Below are 22,163 nucleotides of genomic sequence, written 5' to 3'. Positions count from 1 at the left end.
CCTAAAACTTATCTTTTGCAGCTTTCATAAAGCGGCTAGCGAATACAAAATCATTTAATTCTTTAATATCCGTATGTGCAATTTCTTTGTTGCTACCTTCCCAGAATTTCTTTCCTTCGTGTAAGAAGAGAATATAATCACCAATACCCATCACGGAGTTCATATCGTGTGTTACAACAATGGTTGTGGTTTTGTATTCTTCAGTAATTTCCTGAATCAGTTCATCAATTACGATCGAGGTTTTAGGGTCTAAACCCGAGTTAGGCTCATCGCAGAACAAATATTTCGGGTTCATAGAAATGGCACGCGCAATACCCACGCGTTTTTTCATTCCACCAGATAGTTCTGCTGGGAATAATTTGTTTTTACCTGCAAGGTTAACCCGTTCTAAACAAAAATCAACTCTTTCAAGCTTTTCTTTTCTGCTTTGATCAGTAAACATGTTTAATGGAAACATGATGTTTTCTTCAACAGTCATACTATCGAAAAGGGCAGATCCCTGAAATAACATGCCGATTTCTTTACGCACCTCGATACGTTGCTCGTAGGTCATCGGTGTAAAATCGCGGCCATCGTACAATACCGAGCCAGAGTCTGGCTGATGCAAACCTACCATGCATTTCAGTAAAGTTGTTTTTCCTGATCCGGAACCACCGATAATTAAATTGGTTACACCTTCTTCAAACTTTCCGGATATGCCTTGTAATACATCATTTCCAGAGAACGATTTATAAATATCTTTAATTTCGATCATTACAATAAAAGTTGAGTAACTAAATAATCGCAAACAAGAATAGAGATACAGCTAATTACAACGGCTCTGGTACTGGCCTGCGAAACTTCTAAAGCACCACCTCGAACATAAAAACCTTCGTATGCCGGAACTGATGTAATGATGAACCCAAATACAAAAGCTTTTACTAGCGCAACTACGATGGTATAAGGATTAAAATCAGTAGTAATACCTTGTATGTATTCTGCAGGCGTAACCGCTCCAGAAATAGAACCACCAATGTAGCCACCTGTAATACTTAAGAACATAGAGATGATAACCAGCATAGGTACCATGGTTATGCCCGAAATAATTTTGGGAAGGATTAAGTATCCTGGAGCATTTATACCCATAATTTCCAGTGCATCAATCTGTTCAGTAACACGCATCGAACCAATTTCTGATGAAATGGCCGAACCAATTTTTCCTGCCAGTACAATGGCACTAATGGTTGGGCTTAACTCTAATATACTAGAGTCGCGGTTTACAGAACCGATAATTGTTTTGGGAATAAAATCACTAACCAGCTGGAAAGCAATTTGTAAAGTCATTACTGCACCGATAAAAGTAGAGATAATAGCAATTAACCCTAAAGAGCCTACACCAACATAATCCATTTGTTTGGCGATTTCTTTCAGGTAAATTTTCAGTTTTTCCGGCCTTCTGAATACAGACTTGAGTAGCAGGATGTATCTGCCGAAATTGGTAAAATTCATTCCGTATGTATTTGCTTAATTTAAATGATCATTATAATACTACAAAGAAACGATAAAAAAGTTGGAGCGCTTTGCTAATTGCAAAAATATTCGTGGTTTTGAATATAAATATGGTTTTTTGTTAACAAAAATTAAACCATAAATAATGAAAGCTGTAATTACGGGAGCAACTAAAGGAATTGGCAGAGCTATTGCGATTAAATTTGCCCAAAATGGGTACGATTTAATTTTGGTAGCAAGAGGTTTAGCTGAACTTGAAAAGTTTCGACAAGAATTAACCCTTTATGGGAATGCTATTTTTATCCAGGTAGCCGATTGTTCAGTTAAAGAAGAAGTGTATGCTTTTTTAAATTCGACCGCTATAAATTTTGATCATGTAGATGTTTTAGTAAACAATGTGGGGATCTTTTTACCTGGCAGTATGCTCGATGAGGATGATGAAACCTTCGAAAAGCAGCAGCATTTAAATACGAATGCCAGTTATTACATCAGTAAATTTTTTGGTAAAAAAATGCGCTCTGCAAAGCGAGGCCATATATTCAACATCTGTTCAGTGGCCAGTAAAGCACCTGTAAAAAATGGAGGTAGTTATAGTGTAACAAAAGCAGCGATGTTAAGTCTTAATCATGTATTGCGGCAAGAGTTAGCACCTCACAATGTAAAAGTAACTGCATTTTTGCCAGGCTCTACCAAAACTTCATCCTGGGAAGGAACAACAATTCCTGATGAAAAATTTGTACAGCCTGATGATATTGCAGAAACTTTGTTTACCATTTTAAACTTAAGTAAAGGGGTAAATGTAGATGAGGTTTTGATTACTCCGCTTGATTTTTAAACACAAAATGAACAACGTTATGGAAAAGAAGCTTTTTAGAAACGAACACGATAAGATGATTGCCGGTGTAGCTTCGGGACTTGCAGATTACATGCAGGTGGAGGTTACCATAATTAGATTATTGTTTGCATTATCGGCTATATTTATGGCTGGAGGTGGCTTGGTTGCCTATATTATAATGTGGATTATTGTTCCGGTTAATAATGATCCGGCTGCAAGATTCTCGAAATTTAATGATTATTTCGGTAATAAAAACCCAAATCCACAACCATTTGGAACTGCCGATCCTTTTGCGGGACCTGCTAATCAGGGAAATCAGAATTGGACACAACCTGTAGATGGTACACAGAAAACACCTTTCGAAACACAGCCCAATTTCGACAAATTCAATAAATCTAATGATACTGGCCGCACTATAGGTGGATTGGTATTGTTAGTGATAGGATGTTTTTTCCTGATGCGTGAAATGGATTTTATACCCGATTGGTTTAGTATCCGCAATTTATTCAGGTACATGTGGCCATTGATATTTATTGCCCTAGGTGTAAGTATTATAGCCAAATCAAAAAGAAAGAATGACTGGGCGGCTTTTCAGAATCAACAGGAGGCTGAACAACAAAAAACAGCCGATTTTTCTGGAACCATTGTAGAAAATGAGCCTACAACACCTGGTAACAAAGACGATAATTCAACATCCGCTAACCCTCAAGTATAAATAAAATGAAATTAGATAGATTAATTTGGGGTATTATCCTGCTTTTTATTGGCGGTGTACTTCTACTCGAAAATTTTGGCGTAATCAATTTTTATTGGCGCAACGTTTGGAGCTTTTGGCCGGTATTCTTAATCATAGCAGGTTTAAATATCCTGTTTAATAAAAACAATTCGCAAACAGGCAGTATCATTTCTATTGGCGTTTTAGTGGTGGCTTTGTCCTTCCTTTTTTATAAAGGGCAGCAAGTACCTGAGCGTGGTAACTGGTGGGGACGTCATTTTAAAAAAGATATAGATGTTAATATCGACCATAATGATGGCGACAACGATGATGAGGATAGCGACACTTCGTATAATCACCTAAGTTTATCTGAGCCATTTGTAGCTGCCGATAATGCGAAAAAAACGGTATTAAATATTTCTGGGGGTGGCATTTCATTTAATCTTGATGGCGAAACATCGGAGTTGATCAGTGCCGACGTAAAGAAAAGACATGGTAACTTCTCTTTAAAGAAATTGCTTACCGATAGTGCTACTGTACTTACTTTCCAAATGGAAGATAAAAAGAGCAAGTGGAATTTTGGCGATGGGGGCAACGATGTTAACTTTAAATTAAATAAAGAGGCCAACTGGGATATTTTAATGAAACTCGGTGCTGGTGAAGCAAACTTTGATTTTGCTAGTTATAAAGTGCGTACCTTCCGTTTTGATGGTGGAGCGGCAGCTTTGGATATTAAATTCGGAGATTTATTGCCAATTACCGATGTAGTTGTAAAATCTGGTGTGGCCGATGTGAAGATTAAGGTACCTACTAACTCTGGCTGCCGAATTAAAACCAAAACAGGTTTGTCAGCGAAAGATTTCGATGGTTTTGAAAAGTTGAGCGATGGCGTTTACGAAACCTCAAATTATAAAACCTCGACCAAAAAAATCTTTATTAATTTAGATGGTGGATTGAGTAACTTTGAGGTAAGTAGATACTAGAAAGGTTGAAGGTTTGAGGGTGGAAGGTTTAAGACTTTACATGGTCTGGCCTTTAAAAACTTTGATCCTAAAATCTTAAAATTCCAATGAATCCTGATAAAGAATATATAGTTGTAATTAATGGAAAGCCACAAGGCCCTTACAATTTAAGCGAACTGAAAGATTTAAACATCAGTGCGAATACTTTTATACGTAAGCCCGGAATGGACGATTATAAAGAAGCTCACGCAATTCCCGAATTGCGTGAGCTTTTGGGTTTTAGCTATCAAAAAACTGCACCTCAATATTTTGCCGCTTTTGATCAAAGGTTGTTGGCATCGGTGATTGATCATTTTATTATTTTTGGAATATATAGCATTATCATTTTAACGAGTTATCTTTTTATCGAAGGGAAAGATCAACGGATTATGGCTTTCCTCATCCCATTCCCATCAATATTTATCATTAAACTAATTTATGGCAGTATTGCCGAGGCATCAGCCAGCCAAGCCACTATAGGTAAAAAACTACTTAATATTAAAGTAACCGATTTAGAAGGTAGCCGGGTTTCTTTTGGTATTTCTTTGGTCCGGAATTTTTCTAAAATCTTATCCGTAATTCCTGTTTTCTTTGGTTATCTCTACAGTTTCCTGAATAAGAAAAATCAGTGTTGGCACGATATTGCGGCCAATACACTGGTGATAAAGGACCGACTAATTTAAGCAGAAAAGCAAGGTTATTACATCTATTTTCGTTACCCGGGCTGTACGCTATATCTCCGATGAAAAATCGGAGTATGCCGCTTTCATCCCGTTTATAAAACCTGGGCCGATGCAATAATGCCAAACCCACCCACGGTTAAAAAAGAACTCAATTTCAATTTACGCTTTCAGTTAAAAGATGTTAAATAAAATTAGGCGATTGTACTATTTGTTAGTTTTAGTGAAAATTAATCTAACATATGTTACGTTCACTTCTCACTGCAGCTTTTGCTTTTTATCAACTTACCTCTTTTTGCCAAACCGCATCAGATCCGTTAAAGCCGCTAAATAGTGAGTATAATCTGGGTTTTGAGAAGTTAATATTGGGAACTAAATTACCACTAGGGTGGAGCGTTGGTACTCCAGGTAGTGGTTATAAAATAGAAGTTGATTCTGCCGAAAAGCATAGTGGTAAATACGCGTTGTTGATTACAAAAACTGATGAAGAAATAAAATCAACTTATGATTTTTCAAAAATTGTTCTTCCTGTAAAATGTGAAGGCAATAAACTAGAGATAAAATTTTTTCTGAAATTAGAAAATGTAGATAATTACGTAGATTTTTCTTCCTGGGTTGAGGATGAAGATAATGGCATGTTACAATATACGAATTTATCGGCCAACAAAATTAATGGCACAAAAGGGTGGCAGCAATACAGCTTAAAGCTATCCCTTCAAAAAGAGGCTTCAAAAATTTATCTTTTTCCAGTACTTTACGGTACCGGGAAGCTGTGGATTGATGATGTTCAGGTATTGATTGACGGGGTAGATATTAGTGAAGCAAAAATAAAACTAGATTACGATCCTAATCCACAGCCCATTAATTACGGAGGCAATACAGCTGCAGCTGGCAGGGTGAAAGTAAAGGATGCCGAATTATATTACGAAACATATGGAAAAGGTGAGCCTTTGTTATTATTGCATGGAAACAGCCAATCGATCAGTGTTTTTAGAAAACAGATTAAAATATTCTCCAAAACATATAAAGTTATTGCAGTAGATACCCGTGGACAGGGAAAAAGTACCGATTATAGTACTGGACCACTTTCATATGATCTCTACGCTGATGATATGAAAACATTACTTGATTCTTTACATATCAGCAAAACAAACATTTTAGGTTGGAGTGATGGCGGAAATACCGGACTGATTATGGCGGCTAAATACCCTAAATATGTAAAGAAACTCGCCATCACGGGAGCATGTACAAATCCAAATGAAGCTGTTTCAGCTAGCACGCTAGAAGAAGTTGGCAGGGCAATTGAAAGTTTGAAAACAAGACCAGATGTTAAATCCAAGTATCAGGTTAGGTTATTTACCATGTTGCTTACTGAGCCACATATTACCACTTTAGATTTAAAGCGAATTAAGGCACCAGTTTTGGTAATGGCGGGGGAGAAGGACATGATTTTAGAGAAACACACTAAATTTATTGCGGCTAATATCTCTAAATCGCAGCTGTTTATTTTTAAGAAAGCTACGCATTACGTACCTCTAGAAATGGTTTCCGAATTTAATACTAAGGTGCTTTCCTTTTTAGATAAATAAAAACAAGTAAGGTTATTAGCCTTTCACTGGCTCCATCTTTTACAACATTCCAACATTAAAACATTCCAACAATCCTTATCTTTGCAAACAGATGGAAAATATATTGGCAAAACATGATCTGGCTGGCGGATATTGCAACAGTTTAACCGCTTATTCGAGGTATTTAACCCGCGAAGTGAATATTGGTGATATTGCATTGGGAGGGCATAATCCAATTAGGATCCAATCGATGACGACTACTGATACCATGGATACTTTGGGTACTGTAGCGCAGACTATCCGTATGGTAGAATCTGGCTGCGAATATGTTCGTATCACTGCACCGAGCATTAAAGAAGCCGAAAATCTGGCCAATATTAAAAAAGAACTACGTTTTCGCGGATATAATGTGCCATTAATTGCCGATATTCATTTTACGCCAAACGCAGCAGAAATGGCTGCGCGTATTGTAGAAAAAGTAAGGGTTAACCCCGGTAATTACGCAGATAAAAAGAAATTCGAAAATATAGAATATACGCAAGATGCTTATAATGCAGAGCTAAGCAGGATTTACAAAAAGTTTATCCCTTTAGTAAAAATCTGTAAAGAGTATGGCACGGCCATGCGCATAGGCACCAATCATGGATCGCTTTCCGACAGGATTATGAGCCATTATGGCGATACTCCCCGTGGAATGGTTGAGTCGGCAATGGAGTTTATCCGCATGTGCGAAGACCAGAATTATTATAATCTGGTGATCTCGATGAAAGCCAGCAATACACAGGTGATGGTTCAGGCTTATCGTTTGCTAGTAGAAACCATGGCTAAAGAGGGGATGAATTATCCTTTGCATTTAGGCGTAACAGAAGCCGGCGATGGAGAAGACGGCCGCATTAAATCAGCCGTTGGTATTGGAACTTTATTAGAAGATGGACTGGGCGATACCATCCGTGTTTCGTTAACGGAAGATCCTGAGTTTGAAGCACCAGTGGCTAAGGCTTTGGCAGACCGATACTCGAAAAGGAGTTTGGAGCTTGGAGTTCGGAGTTTTGAGTCGCCTGCAAAGGTCCCAACTCCCAACTCCCAACTCCCAACTTATTCCCCTTACGAATACAACCGCCGTATTACCACTGCTGTACAGCATATTGGTGGCCATCATCATCCGGTAGTGATGATCGATGTTTCGAAAGAAAACTTAAAAGATCCTTACTTTTTAAGTTCAGTTGGTTACAATTACAGCGCAGGTTTAGATAAATATAATTTAGCCGATCAGGCTTGCGATTTAGCCTTTTTAGGGGATAATTTGCCATCTTTTTCTTTCCCTGGAAATTTAAAACAGGTTTACAACTACCAAACCTGGTTAAAACTTAAAGATAAAAATAATTGTCATCCTTTATTTTCACTGGAAGAATTTAATAAAGCTGACCTTAAAGATGAGTTATTAAACTTTGTTGAGGTTGATGCACAGCAATTATCCAATTTAACAATTAACCAGTTAACCAATGTTGTTTTAATCCTCAAAACGTTAGCCGTGCACGGAATGGCAGAACAAAGAGCATTTTTTGTTGCTTTACAGGAGAAAAACATTCGGATTCCGGTTATTGTAAAAAGAACCTACCAGGATGTAAATGCCGACAATTTGATGCTGTATGCATCAACCGATATTGGTGCCTTATTTACCGATGGTTTTGGAGATGGTGTTTGGATTGATGCACAAGGTCAAAACCTGTCATTATTAAATTCAACCAGTTTTGGGATTTTACAGGCTACACGTACACGTATCAGTAAAACGGAGTACATCTCTTGTCCAAGCTGTGGTAGAACACTTTTCGATTTGCAAGAAACCACTCAGTTAATCCGTTCCCGTACCGACCATTTGAAAGGAATAAAAATCGGTATTATGGGCTGTATTGTTAACGGCCCAGGCGAAATGGCTGATGCCGATTATGGTTATGTAGGCACTGGGCCAGATAAAATTACTTTATATCGCGGTAAGGAAGTGGTAAAGAAAAATGTAACTACTGCCTATGCTTTAGACGAACTGATCGACATTATCAAAGATGACGGCAATTGGGTAGAGAAGGTTTAATAAGATAAACGTTGCGCGCCCTGGTCTGTGTCTCACAAATTACGGTGTTGTCATTCTGAGCGCAGCGAAGAATCTATATCCTGGTAGAAACGAACTTATCCCCTGGTCTGTGTCCTCACAGACCAGTATAAAGTGTAATTTAATTAACTCATTTTGTTTTCGGTGTGTGGGATGACAGACCAAGGAATTCTCAAATCATTTTGCCATATGTCATTCTGAGCCTGTCGAAGAACCTTAAGTTTTTGTAAATGTGTTTCGACTACTTGTCCCGATTTTTAATCGGGGAGCTCAATCTGACACTCGAAAAATTATCAATTAGGGTACCATTTAAATTTCTGATCAATAAAACCTAAATTGCCTTAATGAATATCCCGGAGTTTCAATCCATATTTAACGAGCTTAGAAACTGGCTTGCAGGCAAAGGCCTGGCTGGTGGCGAACTGATTTATTCTTACTTTTTTATTGGCCTTGTTGGGGTTACGTTATTCCTGTTTATTACCATATTTGTAACCCGACAGGTTTTTATCGGTGTGGTAAAAAGTGCCAAAACAAAGTCAGACTGGCAAAAAGCTTTATTCGAATTTAGGGTTTTCAGGGCTTTTGCTTTGATATTTGGGGCCTATATCATCTATAATGTTGTTCCTTATCTTTTTATCGATTTTAAAAACGGGTTATTTTATGCTTTAATATTTGCTAGAATCTACATGGTTTTAGCCGTAATGTTTGCTGTAAATGCGTTTCTGAATGCTTTGGTATCCATCATGGAATCATCAAAGAAATACGCTGATAAACCGATTAGGAGTTATAAGCAGGTAGCCAAAATTGTGTTTTACATTGTTGGTTTTGTACTTATTCTTTCCATTATTTTGGGTGAATCACCATTATATGTTTTCGGTGGATTTGGAGCGGTTACTGCTGTTTTTATCTTGATTTTTAGAGATCCGATTTTAGGTTTTGTAGCTTCGGTGCAAATGAGTGCCATCGACCTGGTTAGGGTGGGCGATTGGATTACCGTAGAAAAATACGGTGCAGATGGTGAGGTTACCGAAATTAATTTAACTACGATTAAGGTGCGGAACTGGGATAAAACCGTCACTATTGTTCCGAGTTATGCCATAGTAAGCGAGTCGTTTAAAAATTGGCGTGCTATGGAAGAAAGTGAGGGGAGGAGGATTAAACGGCACATCAACATTAAAATTTCGAGCATTAAATTCTGTGATGACGAATTGATTGGAAGACTGCAAAGTATTGATTTTCTGAAAGATTACCTCAAAGAAACACAAACTTTTATTGAACGTTATAATGCCGAAAATACAGTTAATCCCAATAATCTGGTTAATGGTCGCCATATGACCAATATCGGAACCTTCAGGATTTATGCAGAGAAATACTTGGAGAGTAATCCGCATATTAATACCGATTTAACATTTATGGTGCGCCAGTTACAGGCCACAGAAAATGGTCTTCCTATTGAGATTTATGTATTCTCGAAAGAAAAAGGATTAAAACGATTTGAAGAAGTGGCCGCAGATATTTTTGATCATTTGTTAGCTGCGGTACCTTATTTCGATCTGGAGATTTTTCAAAGCCCAAGCGGTAGCGATATGCGGAATTTTGTGAGGAGAGGGGATGATTAGACAGCCTTTGTGTGCGCCAAATAAAAAATATTGACCATTAAGGAGTTAAGGTGATTAAGATTTGATTTGCAGCATAGACCCTAAACTAAATTACCTTCGGTGAGTTCGCCAAGGCTCGGTTCAGGGTGACGACCACGAACTAAGGAACACTATTCTTCCAAAAATATCAAAACCTTTTCGCAAACCTTAAATAAAAGTGGTGGCAAAGTTTCGTTGGTATAAGGCTGGGTTGCCCCATAAACATGATTGGCACCTTCAATTTTAACTAACCTGCTACCAGGGTTGGCCTCTGCGAGGGTTTGTGCGGTTTCAAAAGGAACATTCACATCATCATCGCCATGGATAATTAACCAGGGAACGTTTACCCGTTTTGCTGCATCTAAAATATTCAATGCTGCTGCATTTTCTTCCATATCTTCTAATAAGGTTACGTTTAAAGGCATCTGCTCTTTCGTTCGGGCATTGGTAACGAATATTTTGCCATTCTTTTTCCAATCAGCCTCCTGTTCCTTTTTCCAGAGACTGCTAAAATCGCCAATTGCGCTCCAGGTAATCAGTTTGTTGATCCTTAAATCGTTCGAAGCCTCAATAATCGATAATCCACCGCCACGGCTATGACCAATCAGGTTCACCTTTGTGTCTTTACCGTATGCTTTTTCGATAAAATCGAGCACCGCATTTAAATCAAAAAGTTCTTTCGATACGGTATTACTGGCAAAGGCATTCATATCGGTTACATCTTTCGGATTATCAACTGGTACGCCACTGTGTGATAAATTGAATTTAATATAACGATATCCATTGCTGGCAAAATACCTGGCCACTAAATTATGCGCGCCCCAATCTTTAAAGCCTTTAAAGCCATGTACAAAAAGTATGATTGGTGTATTAGGGTTTTTCTCGTCGAAAGTAATATCACCGATAATTAATTTTCTGTCAGAACCGCTAAGGCTAAAGTTGCTTTGAGTAATCATAGTTTAAGGAATTAATACAAATTATAAACCTACGAAATCTAATTTTGTTGTGTGTTTTTGCAATGATTAGATTATGTATTTATTGGGCGAGCGTCAAGAAAACCGTTAATAATACCAAAGGCCACTGTTATCTAAACCCGATAACAGTGAAAATACTTTTTATTGCAACTACCCTAAATATGCTGTCATGCAGAGGCACGAAGCATCTGCTCCCGATGAAACAGGCTCTTTTCTCTTACGATCAACTTTTAAAATTCCGTAATCTCTTTTGTAAAGATTGCTTCGTCGTTCCTTCTCGCAATGACGACAAAGAATAATAATACCAGGCCCATCCGATAAACAACAACTGAAAAGGCAGTCTGATCCAAGCAATAAGCGGAGTTACCAGTATTTCCCCCAACATGAACGGCGCCATCTGGATCATGTAGATATGCGCCGGTAAAAATGCAATTAACATGAGTGTAATCAACAGTGCCGCTAACTTTCTGGTCTTCTTAATCAGTAATAAAACCCCAAAAACGATTTCTAATATTCCGGAAAAATAAATTAAAAAGCCAGGTGCAGGCAACCATTTTGGCATAATCACGTAATATACTGTAGTGGATAAAAAGTGGTTACATCCAGCCAGGACGTAAAAGAGGGCATAAATCCAGAGAAAAATTTTGCGGATTGGTTTGTTCATATAAATCAATATGCTTTGATTAATCTTTAGGTTCTTTATTTAAAACCGTTCTAAATTGATGTAAATTACAGGTTAATGACAGTCACATGCCTTCACCATGTTACTTTTGTATCCCGATAATAGTTAATAACGGAAGCACTTGGAATATTTAAAAGTAATAGCTTTTACGCATCACCACATCGACCTGAAATCTTTAGGGAAATTAGTTATTTGTGATCAGAGTTTAGATAGCAGGTTGAAGAATGTTCAAGCAGAGCTTCCCGTTAGCGAAATTTTTTATATTGGAACCTGTAACCGTGTAGAGTTTGTTTTCCTTACCAAAGAGAAAACCGACAAAGAATTTGTAACCAAATTCCTGACCGTTTTAGACATGGGGCTGCCTCCTGAGTTTATGGAGCGTTTTCTTGATAATGTTTCTGTTTACGAAAATGAAGAGGCTTTTAATCATTTACTCAGAACATCTTGTTCTTTAGAGAGTTTGGTGGTTGGCGAAAAGGAAATCCTTGCTCAGATCCGTAAAGCTTACGAAAACTGTCGTGATGCAGGATTTACCGGCGATTACATGCGTATGATTATGGATCGTGTGGTTAAAACAGCAAAAGAAGTTTATACGCACACCAATATTTCAAAAAATCCAGTTTCTGTTGTTTCATTGGCCTACCGTAAGCTAAGAGAGTTAAATATGTGTGGCAACTCACGTATCTTGATTATTGGTGCTGGCGAAACCAATCAGAACATTGCTAAATACCTCAACAAACATAAATATTCTAATTTCTCGATTTTTAACCGTACCTTTTCTAAGGCCGAGTCTTTGGCAGCAGAGCTTGGTGGTAAGGCTTATCCTTTAGCCGCACTTGAAGGTTTTAATGAAGGATTTGATGTAATCATTACCTGTACTGGTTCTACCGAAGCGATAATTACCGAAGCGTTATACGCTAAACTGTTAAATGGCGATCAAGGCAAAAAGGTAATTGTAGATTTGGCCATTCCGAACGATGTTACGCCAGCAGTGATCCATAATAACCTTGTACATTATATTGAGGTAGAATCACTGAAAGAGGTGGCACGCAAAAATATCCAGGAACGTTATAACGAACTGGTGCATGCCGAAGAAATTATCAGCAACAACATTATCGAATTTTTCTCTGTTTTAAAACAACGCCGTATCGAACTGGCGATGCAGGAAGTGCCAAGAAAGATTAAGGAAATCAAAAATACAGCCATAAATGGTGTGTTTGCCGATGAAATTAATCAAATGGATGAGGCGTCGCGCGAAGTGTTAGAACGTGTAATGAACTACATGGAGAAAAAATACATCAGCGTTCCGATGGTGATGGCCAAAGAAATTTTGGTAAATCAATCTTAATTTTAACCTCAAAGGGGGCTAAAACAATCGCAAAGAACGCCAAGTCTAGTTTTATATATCCCTTTATTCTGTCATTTTGAACGCAGTGAAGAACCCGAAGGCTCTGCGAAGCAAATCTTTTGTTTTTTAGATAAATCCCGCAACCAATTCCCTTATCGTCTGAACTTGCTTCAGCATCTTTCATTCAATCAACTTAAATGGACTTATATTCCTTATATGGTTCAACCGCCATCTAGCATAAATTACATTTGAATTTTATTTATGGAGAGAGTCGTGTCGCTTAGAGATTCTTCGCTGCACTCAGAATGACAAAACGTTGCATTGCCAATCGCATAATGTCATAGAAATCCTTTAAATCACCCATTCTGTAACCTCACTGTCTCATTTTTAAACAATTCATGGTATAAACCACTAATTAAATTAAATTTGCAACTCATTTAACCTTTATAGTGAAGAAATTAACCATCGGAACACGCGGTAGCGACCTGGCTTTATGGCAAGCAAATCATATAAAAGATGAATTGGCTGCAATTGGAATAGAAGCAGAAATAAAAATCATTAAAACGCAGGGTGATAAAATCCTGAATTTAAGATTAGATAAACTGGAAGGCAAAGGCTTTTTTACCAAAGAATTGGAAGAAGAGCTTTTGGGTGGAACAATTGATCTGGCTGTACATTGCCTTAAAGATTTGCCTACAACACATCCTGAAGGATTGGTTATTGCTGCTTTACCACCACGTGAAGAAGCAAGCGAATATCTTTTGATTTTAAAAGATTGTGTAGATGTTTCGCAAAAGCTTTCGTTAAAAAAAGGCGCAATGGTTGGCACTTCATCCAATCGCCGTAAAGCACAGTTATTGGGGTTACGTCCCGATTTAGAGGTTGAAGATTTACGTGGAAATGTACCCACCCGTATTCAAAAACTTCGTGATGAAGATTATGATGCCATTCTGATTGCAAAAGCTGGTGTTAAGCGCTTAAATCTTGATGTAAGCGATTTACATGTGGAAGAATTGGAAACTACTGAGTTTATCCCTGCGCCTGCACAAGGTGCTTTGGCTATTCAGATCAGGGAAAATGATACCGAACTTTTTGATGCACTACAAAAACTGCACGATCCTGAAACAGCGGAAACAGTAACTGTAGAACGCAAGGTGTTAAACCTTTTCGAAGGTGGTTGCCACATGCCTTTAGGTTGTTATTGCAAAAAAGAAAATGGAAAATTCGAAATTTGGACTTCAAAGGCCGAAACTGCCGACCATTTTCCTGAGCGTTTGTTTTTACGTGCAGAAAGTACCGAAGGTTTGGCAGAAAAAATTGTGAGCAAGTTTAATGTAGAAAGAAAGAAACCGGCAAAGGTTTTCATCTCGCGCGAAATTGGCGAACACAGTTATTTCCGTAGGGCATTAGAAAATAATAATATTGAAATAGAGGGACGTTCGTTAATCCGTACGTTCCCAATAGTAACTGTTTTAGATCAGTTTATCTTGAGGCATGTGGACTGGGTTTTCTTCAGTAGCCGCAACTGTGTGGAATATTTTTTCAACTTAAAACCAGTGCTGCCAAAGAAAACAAAATTTGGTGTAGTTGGAAGAGGTTCGGAAGATGCATTGCGTAAGTTTGGCCATTTTGCCGATTTTGTTGGTGAGAGTGGTGATATTACCGAAGTCGCAGAAGATTTTGCGCAATTGGTTGCTGGTCAGCAAGTATTGTTCCCAAGAGCACAGGATTCTTTACAATCTATTCAGAAATCATTACCAGCTGATGCTAAAATAATCGATCTGCCGATTTACGAAACGGTAATAGAAGAAGATATAGACCAGAGTTATGCCGATGTGCTCATTTTTACCAGCCCATCAAATGTTGATGCGTATTTCGCTGATAATTTATTGGAACCAGGTCAACAGGTAATCGCCATCGGAAATTCTACCGGTAAGAAATTTGATGAAATGGGGGTGAAATACGCTTTGCCTTATTCGCCTGATGAAATTGGATTGGCTGAAGCTGTTTTTGGGATAGAGATAAGGTAGGTTTAAGGCTGAGGTTATAGAGGTTGAAGGTGTATGGTGTTTAAAGCTAAAAGACCAAGGCTTAAAGCGAAGAAATCGATAACTCGTCATTGCAGGGCAATCTGCTACAAAAGGTCGTCATGCTGATCCGATAGCCATCGGATTCAGTTCAGCATCTTCGGCGCACAATGCTTTTTTCAAATAATAACAAAACAATAGTTCGCGTTAACGCTCGATACTAAATACTTGATACAGAGAATATGTTAAATCGTCCGCGTAGATTAAGGAAAAACCCACTAGTGAGAGAGATGGTAGCCGAAACCCGGTTATCGAAAGATATGTTTGTGTACCCTTATTTTATAGTGCCAGGCAACAATGTTACCCACGCCATTGATGCGATGCCAGGTGTAAACCATTATTCGATTGATACCCTGGTGAAAGATGTTGAGGCTGGAATGAAAAAAGGACTCAACAAAATTATGCTTTTCGGTGTTGGCGATGAAAAATCAGAAGACGCAAAATCCGCCTATCACGATCATTCTTTAGTGCCAACTGCAGTGCGCGAGTTAAAAAAACAATTCGGTGATGATTTATATGTAATTACCGATGTATGCGTTTGTTCTTATACCACCCATGGTCATTGCGGTATTTTAGAGAACGATTATGTTCAAAACGATAAAACGGTAGAGGTAATAGCTAAGATGGCTTTAACGCATGCCGAAGCTGGTGCTGATATGTTTGCGCCGTCGGATATGATGGATGGCCGGATTGAAGCCATACGTAATCTTTTAGATGATAACGGTTTTGTAAATGCAGCCATTATGAGCCATGCAACAAAATTTGCTTCTGCCTACTATGGCCCATTTAGAGAGGCCGCAGATTGTGCGCCAAGCAAAGGCGACAGAAAAGCTTATCAGATGGATTTCAGAAACCCATTAGAAGCTTTGCGCGAAGCACAGCTGGATGAGAAAGAAGGTGCAGATGTTTTAATGGTGAAACCAGGTTTAGCTTATCTGGATATTATTCAACGGTTAAAACAAGATACCAATTTGCCAATTGCAGTTTACAATGTATCTGGCGAATACTCAATGGTAAAAGCAGCTGCCGAACGCGGCTGGGTAGATGAACAAAAAGTAGTGATGGAAACTATGCATGCCTTTGCCCGCGCAGGTGCAAGTATTATTACCACTTACCATATTAAAGATATTTTAAATAACGACTGGATGTAATTAAGCAGAAAGACTAAAGCAGAAAGATCAAAGCGCTGTGTGGCGATTAACTCTGACTTTAAGCTTTAGTCTTTTAGCTTTTAGCTTAAAATAATGTTAGATTCATTAAAAAAAATGTTTTCAGGCAACGAAGCCGATATTCCTTTAAATACAGGAAGTAAGCCTGATATTTCGAGGGTAAAATCTGCCGAATTATACGAGAAATCAAAAACGTATTTCCCTGGTGGAGTAAACTCACCTGTAAGAGCTTTTAAATCTGTTTATGGCACACCACTTTTTATCGAAAAAGGTGATGGCTGCTTTATCTGGGATGCCGATGGTAATCAGTTTATCGATTTCTGTGGTAGCTGGGGGCCGTTGATTTTGGGGCATAACAATCCTAAAATCCGCGAGAAAGTTACCGAAGTAATGCAGAACGGAATGAGCTTCGGCGCACCAACAGCTTTAGAAAATGAATTGGCCGAGCTAATTATCAAAAACAACCGTTTTGTTGAGAAAATCCGTTTCACGAGCTCAGGAACTGAAGCTGTGATGTCGGCGATACGTTTGGCAAGAGGTTTTACAAGTCGCGATAAAATTTTAAAATTCGAAGGCTGTTACCACGGTCATAGCGATTCGCTTTTGGTTAAAGCAGGTTCTGGTTTGGTTACTTTTGGCGAAACATCTTCTGCAGGGGTACCAAAATCTTTTGCCGAAGAAACTATTGTTGTTCCATTAAATGATAAAACAGCTATTGAACAAGCTTTCGACCAGTTTAAAGATCAAATTGCTGCGGTAATTATAGAGGGTATTCCAGCAAATAATGGACTGATTATTCAAGATGAAGAATATATTCATTTCTTGCGTAAAATCTGTACTGATAATGGTTCTCTTCTGATTTTTGATGAAGTGATTACTGGATTCAGGGTAGGTTTTGAAGGAGCAGCGGCACATTACGGTGTTACACCTGATATTGTTACTTATGGCAAAATCATAGGTGGTGGATTACCTGTTGGTATGTATGGTGCCCGTGCTGAAATTATGGCACATATTTCTCCTGATGGTGGTGTGTATCAGGCAGGAACCTTATCCGGAAATCCGGTGGCCATGGCAGCAGGAATTGCCACTTTAACAGAACTGAACAAATCGAGCTTTTACAAAGATCTGAATAATAAGACACAAGAATTTGTGGCCAGTATTCAACGTTTTGCAACAGCACGTAATTATAAATTTAAAGTATTTACCATAGGCTCTATCTTCTGGTTTGCTTTTACAGATAAAGATAAAATCCAATCTGCTGATGATATTGATGCGAGCAGCATGGAGAAATTCAAAATTATGCACCGGGAGTTATTGAATAGAGGAATTTATTTAGGCCCATCGGGATATGAAGTTGGTTTCGTATCTTCAGCACATACTAAGATCGAATTAGAGAAAGCGAAAAGGGCTATTTTTGAAGCATTAGATTTGGTGTTTAAGAAGTAAGTTTTTTGTTTAACCACAGAGGACACTGAGTTTTTACAGAGAACAAAGAGGTTCTTAACCTTATAAGACATATAAGTTGGGTTATAAAACTTTGAGGGTTTTACTCCCATCCTTATTTCAAGGAGGGGTGCCTGAAAGGCGGGGTGGTCTTAAGTTAAAGCGAATAACTTATGTTATCTAAACCTGATTGGAGTGAATGCCGATCCTTTACCGATAAATCGGCACTAAATTAGCATCGGCAGAAAACGGAAAGCGGGGCTGGGATAACCGAAAAGCATAGAAACCTGCTTTTCAAGTAAAATTAAAATGGTTCGTGAAGACACGAACCATGGGGAGTTTTCTTAATAGATTTATTTTATTAAAATAGCTATATTAATAAGATTGCTTCGTCGGCTGAAAAACCCTTACAGCAATGACGGACAAGAAAAACAATCTGTGTAATCAACCCATAAGGAAAAAATGGTTCGTGAGGACACAAACCATGGCGATAAATAATAAAAAATAGTAATGGTTAAGGAATAAATATTAAAATCCTTAAATCATAAAAATCCTGGCATGAAGAAATCCATTATCATATTTTACGCATTATTGCTTTACGCACTCATTCAACTCATTTCGTGGGGAACATTGGTGGTGCGTTTGCAGCCAAGCCGCATGACCATGATTATGGGCGAAGGTTCTGTGTTTTTGTTTTTGCTGTGCATTGGTGGGTATTTCCTTCATCAGTCGTTAAAACGCGAAGATAAATTAAGAGAGCAGCAACAGAATTTCTTGATGTCGATTACGCATGAATTAAAATCTCCTTTGGCTGCGATTAAACTTTCTATCCAAACTATTGTTAAAAGAGATTTGGACAAGGCGCGTCAAACTTCATTGCTAAATAATTCGTTAAAAGACATTGAGCGTTTAGATGATCTGGTCGAAAATATGTTGTTGGCCACCAAGATCGAAAACCGTTCCTACACTTTTCCAAAGGAAGAATTTAACTTCTCGGAGTTGGTATACAAAATCACGGATAGGCTACAGGTTCATTCTTGTGGATGCGAACAGATCATAAACGCTAAAATTCAGCCAAATTTGCAGATAATGGGTGACAAATTTGCCTTATCGTCAGTAGTAACTAATTTAATTGAGAATGCAGTAAAGTATTCGAACCCATGTGATGAGATAAATGTGCATTTAAACAAGGTTGATGGGCATATTCAATTAAGTGTGATGGATCAGGGGCCAGGTATTTCAGATGCCGAAAAAATGTTGATATTTGATAAGTTTTACCGCGTTGGTAACGAGAATGTCAGAAAAGCGAAAGGAACAGGTTTAGGCTTGTTTATTGTGAAAGAGGTTTTACAATACCATGATGCAGATATTACAGTAAAAGACAATCTGCCTCAAGGAAGTATTTTTGAAGTAACATTTAGTTAATCTCAATTATGTCACAAAAATTAAGAATTCTATTGGTAGAAGACGAGGATCACTTGTTAGATGCTATCAAATTAAACCTCGAACTTGAGGGTTATAAAGTTCACGCCGTTAAAGATGGCAAAACCGCTCTTAAAATTTTTAAAGAAGAACGCTTCAATCTAATTATTTTAGATGTAATGTTGCCTGAAATGGATGGTTTCCAGGTTTGCGAAACAATCCGTTTAGAGAATGCAGAAGTTCCAATTATGTTTTTAACAGCTAAAAATACTTCGGAAGACCGTGTTTTAGGTTTGAAAAAAGGTGCTGATGATTATTTGGTTAAACCTTTCAACTTAGAAGAATTAATTCTTCGTGTAGGTATTTTAGTTAAACGCAGTTTAAAATCTGATGATTTAAAAGAATTGAATTCTTATAAAATCGGCGATAAAACAATCTATTTTAACTCTTTCGAATTGAAACATGATGATGGTACCATCACACCGTTAACCAAAAAGGAAACGATGTTGTTGAAACTGTTGATTGAGCGTAAAAATGATGCAGTTTCGAGAGAGCAGATTTTAGAAACTGTTTGGAATTATGATGTTTACCCATCAACCAGAACAATCGATAACTTCATTTTAACGTTCCGTAAGTATTTCGAGCCAGATCAGAAAAATCCTGTTTATTTCCATTCCATCCGTGGTGTAGGCTATAAATTTACCGATATTCATTAATGTACAATAATAAAGGCAGATATGCTTTAATGGCAGTTTTTGTGCTGTCTGCGTTGGTTTGTGTTTTTTACAATCAATACCAGTTGGCAGCTGTTTCAGGGCTATTATTTGTCTTTGTTGTTTGGAGCCATTTTAAACATGGTTCGGTGTTAATGGCATCGAAGCATTTCAAAAATAACGAATTCGGTAAAACCAAAGCTTTATTGGCTGAGGTGGTTAAGCCAGAGCGCTTGGCCAAAAGCCGAAGGGGTTATTACGAATTTATGCAAGGTAATATGGCTTTGAAGGAAGAAGATTATGATAAGGCTGAATATCACTTTCAGCTGGCGAGTCGTTTTCCGGTTGGAGGTAAGAACGAGAAATCGTATGTACTGATCCATTTGGCTAACCTGGCTTTGAGGAAGAAAGACAGAGAAAGGGCAGAAGCATATACCAAATTGGCCAAAGAACTTGCCGAAACGCAACGCTCGAAAGATATTATCGTTAAAATTGAAAAAGAAATAAGCAAAATATAATATTAGTATTGTCATTTTGAATAACGAAGCACCGGTTTAGGAATAAAAAGGTACTTCGTTTTTTTTTTATTTATACCTTTGCGCAATTAAAATTTTAGACCACTCGTCATGCTGAACTTGTTTCAGCATCTTTTTTGCTATTAAGACCCTGAACTAAATCCGATAGCTATCGGATCAGGGTGACGTTGACTAATGAACACCAAATACAAATCATGAAGAATAACTTATTTTTAGACGCAGCATTTTCAAAACAAACCGAACGCCCACCAGTATGGATGATGCGTCAGGCAGGTCGTTTTATGCCACAATATTGGGAAATTAAAAACAAATACTCTTTTTTAGAGATGTGTAAAACCCCGGAAATTGCAGCAGATGTGACCATGTTACCTGTTGATTTGTTGGATATTGATGCGGCAATCTTATTCTGTGATATTTTGGTAACTGGCGAGGCTATGGGTGGCGATTTAAGTTTTACTCAAGGCGTTGGCCCTAAATTTGCCAACCCAGTACGTACTGCTCAAGATATTGAAAACTTAAATGTAGATTGTCTAGACGAATTGCAATATGTTGCTGATGCCATTAAAGTGATCCAACAACGATTGGACGGAAATATTCCTTTAATCGGTTTTGCAGGTGCACCATTTACGGTAATGAGTTATTTAATTGAAGGAGGTTCTTCTAAAGATTTTAAATTAACCAAGCTCTTTATACACAACCAACCAGAGTTGGCGCACAAACTTTTGGCTAAAATTGCAAAGGTAACGACTGATTATCTAAACCTTCAGATTGCTGCTGGCGTTAACGCTGTTCAAATTTTCGACAGTTGGGCGCTTGCCTTATCATGGAATGATTACCAGGAGTTTTCTCACCGTTATATTCAGGAAATTATTGCTAACTTAAACAGAAAAGATATTCCTGTGATTTCTTTCTGTAAAGGAAGTTCGGTTTTTGCACCAATTATGGCAGAGGCTAAACCAGATGTCATTTCAGTTGATTGGAATGCCGATTTATTGAATATTAAAAATGCTTTGCCAAAAGGTATTGCTGTTCAGGGAAATTTAGACCCACACATTTTATATGCTGATAAAGCGGTAATTAAGGCACAGATCCATAAATTATTCGAACGCATGCGCGGTACTGAAGGATTTATCTTCAATTTAGGCCATGGTATAATGCCAGATATTCCTTTCGATAACGTTAAATACGCAATTGAAGTAGTTAAAGAGTTTAGGTATTAACCCCTAAGAAGGACTTTGGATAGCAAACACAAATTGTTATATTTGGATATATAAGGGCTAAACTTATTCTAAAATTTTTCTAATGAAGAAGATCGAAGTTATAGATACGTTGAAAGAGATGCCAGATGAATTTTCTGCAGATGAATTAATTGAAAGAATTTTATTACTTCAAAAAATTGATGCAGGATTGAATCAGGTTGGAACGGGTAAAATTTATTCTGAGGAGGAGGCCGAGAAAAAATTAGAGAAATGGCTAAAATAGTCTGGACAGAAATAGCCATTGATGATTTAAATAATATTGCCAATTTTCATAGTCAGTATTCTCATAATTTTGCCGCAGCTATAATTAAGAAACTCTTTAACAAACCTAAGATTTTAAAGGAAATGCCTGAATTGGGTAGGATTGTTCCTGAAAGAGATAATGAGTCAATCCGTGAACTTATAGAAGGGAATTATAGGGTTATTTATTTTTTCGATAAAGAAATTGATACTATTGAGATCATAACTGTTCATCATGCAGCCCAACCCTTTTTGTAGT

21 protein-coding genes are annotated in these 22,163 nt (G+C 37.8%); 17 read left to right on the top strand and 4 right to left on the bottom strand.

The genetic code is table 11. The features are described 5' to 3' along the window. Position 1 precedes the first annotated feature (1 nt). The gene (locus EZ456_RS22280) at positions 2-754 is read right to left on the bottom strand and encodes an ABC transporter ATP-binding protein (RefSeq protein ID WP_086547603.1); all 753 of its coding nucleotides are present in this window, start codon (positions 752-754) and stop codon (positions 2-4) included. Next, complete coding sequence (locus EZ456_RS22275) at positions 754-1,488, bottom strand: MlaE family ABC transporter permease (RefSeq protein WP_025145954.1); 735 nt, start codon at positions 1,486-1,488, stop codon at positions 754-756. Before EZ456_RS22275 ends, EZ456_RS22280 begins: the two co-directional genes overlap by 1 nt. A 145-nt stretch (positions 1,489-1,633) precedes the next feature. Here EZ456_RS22275 and EZ456_RS22270 point away from each other — a divergent pair, with 145 nt between their 5' ends. From EZ456_RS22270 to EZ456_RS22240, 7 genes are all read left to right on the top strand, one after another. Further along, entirely contained in the window at positions 1,634-2,323 is a 690-nt protein-coding gene (locus tag EZ456_RS22270; protein WP_131533971.1) for an SDR family oxidoreductase, read from the top strand. Between the two features lie 19 nt (positions 2,324-2,342). Next, positions 2,343-3,038, top strand: a complete 696-nt coding sequence (locus tag EZ456_RS22265) for a PspC domain-containing protein (protein WP_165501394.1) — start codon at positions 2,343-2,345, stop codon at positions 3,036-3,038. 5 nt (positions 3,039-3,043) lie between these two features. After that, positions 3,044-4,021 (top strand): LiaF transmembrane domain-containing protein, encoded by a 978-nt coding sequence (locus tag EZ456_RS22260; RefSeq protein WP_131533967.1) that lies wholly within the window; start codon positions 3,044-3,046, stop codon positions 4,019-4,021. Positions 4,022-4,107: 86 nt separating this feature from the next. Then, complete coding sequence (locus EZ456_RS22255) at positions 4,108-4,722, top strand: RDD family protein (RefSeq protein ID WP_131533965.1); 615 nt, start codon at positions 4,108-4,110, stop codon at positions 4,720-4,722. 239 nt (positions 4,723-4,961) lie between these two features. Further along, positions 4,962-6,308 (top strand): alpha/beta fold hydrolase, encoded by a 1,347-nt coding sequence (locus EZ456_RS22250; protein ID WP_131533963.1) that lies wholly within the window; start codon positions 4,962-4,964, stop codon positions 6,306-6,308. A gap of 91 nt (positions 6,309-6,399) precedes the next feature. Then, on the top strand, positions 6,400-8,376 hold the full coding sequence (gene ispG, locus EZ456_RS22245) for a (E)-4-hydroxy-3-methylbut-2-enyl-diphosphate synthase (RefSeq protein WP_131533961.1): 1,977 nt from the start codon (positions 6,400-6,402) through the stop codon (positions 8,374-8,376). 362 nt (positions 8,377-8,738) lie between these two features. Further along, positions 8,739-10,013, top strand: a complete 1,275-nt coding sequence (locus EZ456_RS22240) for a mechanosensitive ion channel family protein (protein ID WP_131533959.1) — start codon at positions 8,739-8,741, stop codon at positions 10,011-10,013. A 149-nt stretch (positions 10,014-10,162) separates the two neighbouring features. On the opposite strand, the gene EZ456_RS22235 is transcribed toward EZ456_RS22240, so the two are convergent. Continuing rightward, entirely contained in the window at positions 10,163-10,987 is an 825-nt protein-coding gene (locus tag EZ456_RS22235) for an alpha/beta hydrolase family protein (RefSeq protein WP_131533958.1), read from the bottom strand. A gap of 241 nt (positions 10,988-11,228) precedes the next feature. Next, a complete protein-coding gene (locus EZ456_RS22230; RefSeq protein WP_205945154.1) occupies positions 11,229-11,669 on the bottom strand; it encodes a DoxX family protein in 441 nt (146 codons plus the stop codon). 139 nt (positions 11,670-11,808) lie between these two features. Between EZ456_RS22230 and hemA the strand changes: the two genes are divergently transcribed. The 10 genes from hemA to EZ456_RS22180 all read left to right on the top strand — a co-directional run bounded on the left by hemA (position 11,809) and on the right by EZ456_RS22180 (position 22,162). Further along, a complete protein-coding gene (hemA, locus tag EZ456_RS22225) occupies positions 11,809-13,035 on the top strand; it encodes a glutamyl-tRNA reductase (RefSeq protein WP_131533956.1) in 1,227 nt (408 codons plus the stop codon). Between the two features lie 449 nt (positions 13,036-13,484). Next, the gene (gene hemC, locus EZ456_RS22220) at positions 13,485-15,065 is read left to right on the top strand and encodes a hydroxymethylbilane synthase (RefSeq protein WP_205945153.1); all 1,581 of its coding nucleotides are present in this window, start codon (positions 13,485-13,487) and stop codon (positions 15,063-15,065) included. Between the two features lie 239 nt (positions 15,066-15,304). Then, positions 15,305-16,273 (top strand): porphobilinogen synthase, encoded by a 969-nt coding sequence (gene hemB, locus EZ456_RS22215; protein ID WP_131533953.1) that lies wholly within the window; start codon positions 15,305-15,307, stop codon positions 16,271-16,273. A 93-nt stretch (positions 16,274-16,366) separates the two neighbouring features. Continuing rightward, positions 16,367-17,737 carry a glutamate-1-semialdehyde 2,1-aminomutase gene (hemL, locus tag EZ456_RS22210; protein WP_131533951.1) on the top strand — a complete coding sequence of 457 codons (1,371 nt, stop codon included), beginning with the start codon at positions 16,367-16,369 and terminating at the stop codon, positions 17,735-17,737. A 555-nt stretch (positions 17,738-18,292) separates the two neighbouring features. After that, positions 18,293-19,159, top strand: a complete 867-nt coding sequence (locus tag EZ456_RS22205) for a sensor histidine kinase (RefSeq protein ID WP_131533949.1) — start codon at positions 18,293-18,295, stop codon at positions 19,157-19,159. 8 nt (positions 19,160-19,167) lie between these two features. Next, on the top strand, positions 19,168-19,872 hold the full coding sequence (locus EZ456_RS22200; protein ID WP_109926856.1) for a response regulator transcription factor: 705 nt from the start codon (positions 19,168-19,170) through the stop codon (positions 19,870-19,872). Next, complete coding sequence (locus EZ456_RS22195) at positions 19,872-20,387, top strand: hypothetical protein (protein WP_131533947.1); 516 nt, start codon at positions 19,872-19,874, stop codon at positions 20,385-20,387. The genes EZ456_RS22200 and EZ456_RS22195 overlap by 1 nt, the downstream gene beginning before the upstream one ends. Positions 20,388-20,599: 212 nt before the next feature. Further along, complete coding sequence (gene hemE, locus EZ456_RS22190; RefSeq protein WP_131533944.1) at positions 20,600-21,625, top strand: uroporphyrinogen decarboxylase; 1,026 nt, start codon at positions 20,600-20,602, stop codon at positions 21,623-21,625. 82 nt (positions 21,626-21,707) lie between these two features. Continuing rightward, positions 21,708-21,887, top strand: a complete 180-nt coding sequence (locus EZ456_RS22185) for a hypothetical protein (RefSeq protein WP_131533942.1) — start codon at positions 21,708-21,710, stop codon at positions 21,885-21,887. After that, positions 21,875-22,162 carry a type II toxin-antitoxin system RelE/ParE family toxin gene (locus EZ456_RS22180; RefSeq protein ID WP_131533940.1) on the top strand — a complete coding sequence of 96 codons (288 nt, stop codon included), beginning with the start codon at positions 21,875-21,877 and terminating at the stop codon, positions 22,160-22,162. The genes EZ456_RS22185 and EZ456_RS22180 overlap by 13 nt, the downstream gene beginning before the upstream one ends. The last annotated feature ends 1 nt before the right edge of the window (position 22,163 follow it).

Origin of the sequence: Pedobacter psychrodurus, from assembly GCF_004331735.1 — a bacterium.
GTDB lineage: Bacteria > Bacteroidota > Bacteroidia > Sphingobacteriales > Sphingobacteriaceae > Pedobacter > Pedobacter psychrodurus.
This window is presented reverse-complemented; position numbering and strand designations above follow the sequence as displayed.

Bases quoted from the DNA above. Each gene is read 5' to 3' on its own strand.
- EZ456_RS22280 (WP_086547603.1), bottom strand. From the start codon at position 754: ATGATCGAAATTAAAGATATTTATAAATCGTTCTCTGGAAATGATGTA.
- EZ456_RS22275 (WP_025145954.1), bottom strand. From the start codon at position 1,488: ATGAATTTTACCAATTTCGGCAGATACATCCTGCTACTCAAGTCTGTA.
- EZ456_RS22270 (WP_131533971.1), top strand. From the start codon at position 1,634: ATGAAAGCTGTAATTACGGGAGCAACTAAAGGAATTGGCAGAGCTATT.
- EZ456_RS22265 (WP_165501394.1), top strand. From the start codon at position 2,343: ATGGAAAAGAAGCTTTTTAGAAACGAACACGATAAGATGATTGCCGGT.
- EZ456_RS22260 (WP_131533967.1), top strand. From the start codon at position 3,044: ATGAAATTAGATAGATTAATTTGGGGTATTATCCTGCTTTTTATTGGC.
- EZ456_RS22255 (WP_131533965.1), top strand. From the start codon at position 4,108: ATGAATCCTGATAAAGAATATATAGTTGTAATTAATGGAAAGCCACAA.
- EZ456_RS22250 (WP_131533963.1), top strand. From the start codon at position 4,962: ATGTTACGTTCACTTCTCACTGCAGCTTTTGCTTTTTATCAACTTACC.
- ispG (WP_131533961.1), top strand. From the start codon at position 6,400: ATGGAAAATATATTGGCAAAACATGATCTGGCTGGCGGATATTGCAAC.
- EZ456_RS22240 (WP_131533959.1), top strand. From the start codon at position 8,739: ATGAATATCCCGGAGTTTCAATCCATATTTAACGAGCTTAGAAACTGG.
- EZ456_RS22235 (WP_131533958.1), bottom strand. From the start codon at position 10,987: ATGATTACTCAAAGCAACTTTAGCCTTAGCGGTTCTGACAGAAAATTA.
- EZ456_RS22230 (WP_205945154.1), bottom strand. From the start codon at position 11,669: ATGAACAAACCAATCCGCAAAATTTTTCTCTGGATTTATGCCCTCTTT.
- hemB (WP_131533953.1), top strand. From the start codon at position 15,305: ATGTTAAATCGTCCGCGTAGATTAAGGAAAAACCCACTAGTGAGAGAG.
- hemL (WP_131533951.1), top strand. From the start codon at position 16,367: ATGTTAGATTCATTAAAAAAAATGTTTTCAGGCAACGAAGCCGATATT.
- EZ456_RS22205 (WP_131533949.1), top strand. From the start codon at position 18,293: ATGAAGAAATCCATTATCATATTTTACGCATTATTGCTTTACGCACTC.
- EZ456_RS22200 (WP_109926856.1), top strand. From the start codon at position 19,168: ATGTCACAAAAATTAAGAATTCTATTGGTAGAAGACGAGGATCACTTG.
- EZ456_RS22195 (WP_131533947.1), top strand. From the start codon at position 19,872: ATGTACAATAATAAAGGCAGATATGCTTTAATGGCAGTTTTTGTGCTG.
- hemE (WP_131533944.1), top strand. From the start codon at position 20,600: ATGAAGAATAACTTATTTTTAGACGCAGCATTTTCAAAACAAACCGAA.
- EZ456_RS22185 (WP_131533942.1), top strand. From the start codon at position 21,708: ATGAAGAAGATCGAAGTTATAGATACGTTGAAAGAGATGCCAGATGAA.
- EZ456_RS22180 (WP_131533940.1), top strand. From the start codon at position 21,875: ATGGCTAAAATAGTCTGGACAGAAATAGCCATTGATGATTTAAATAAT.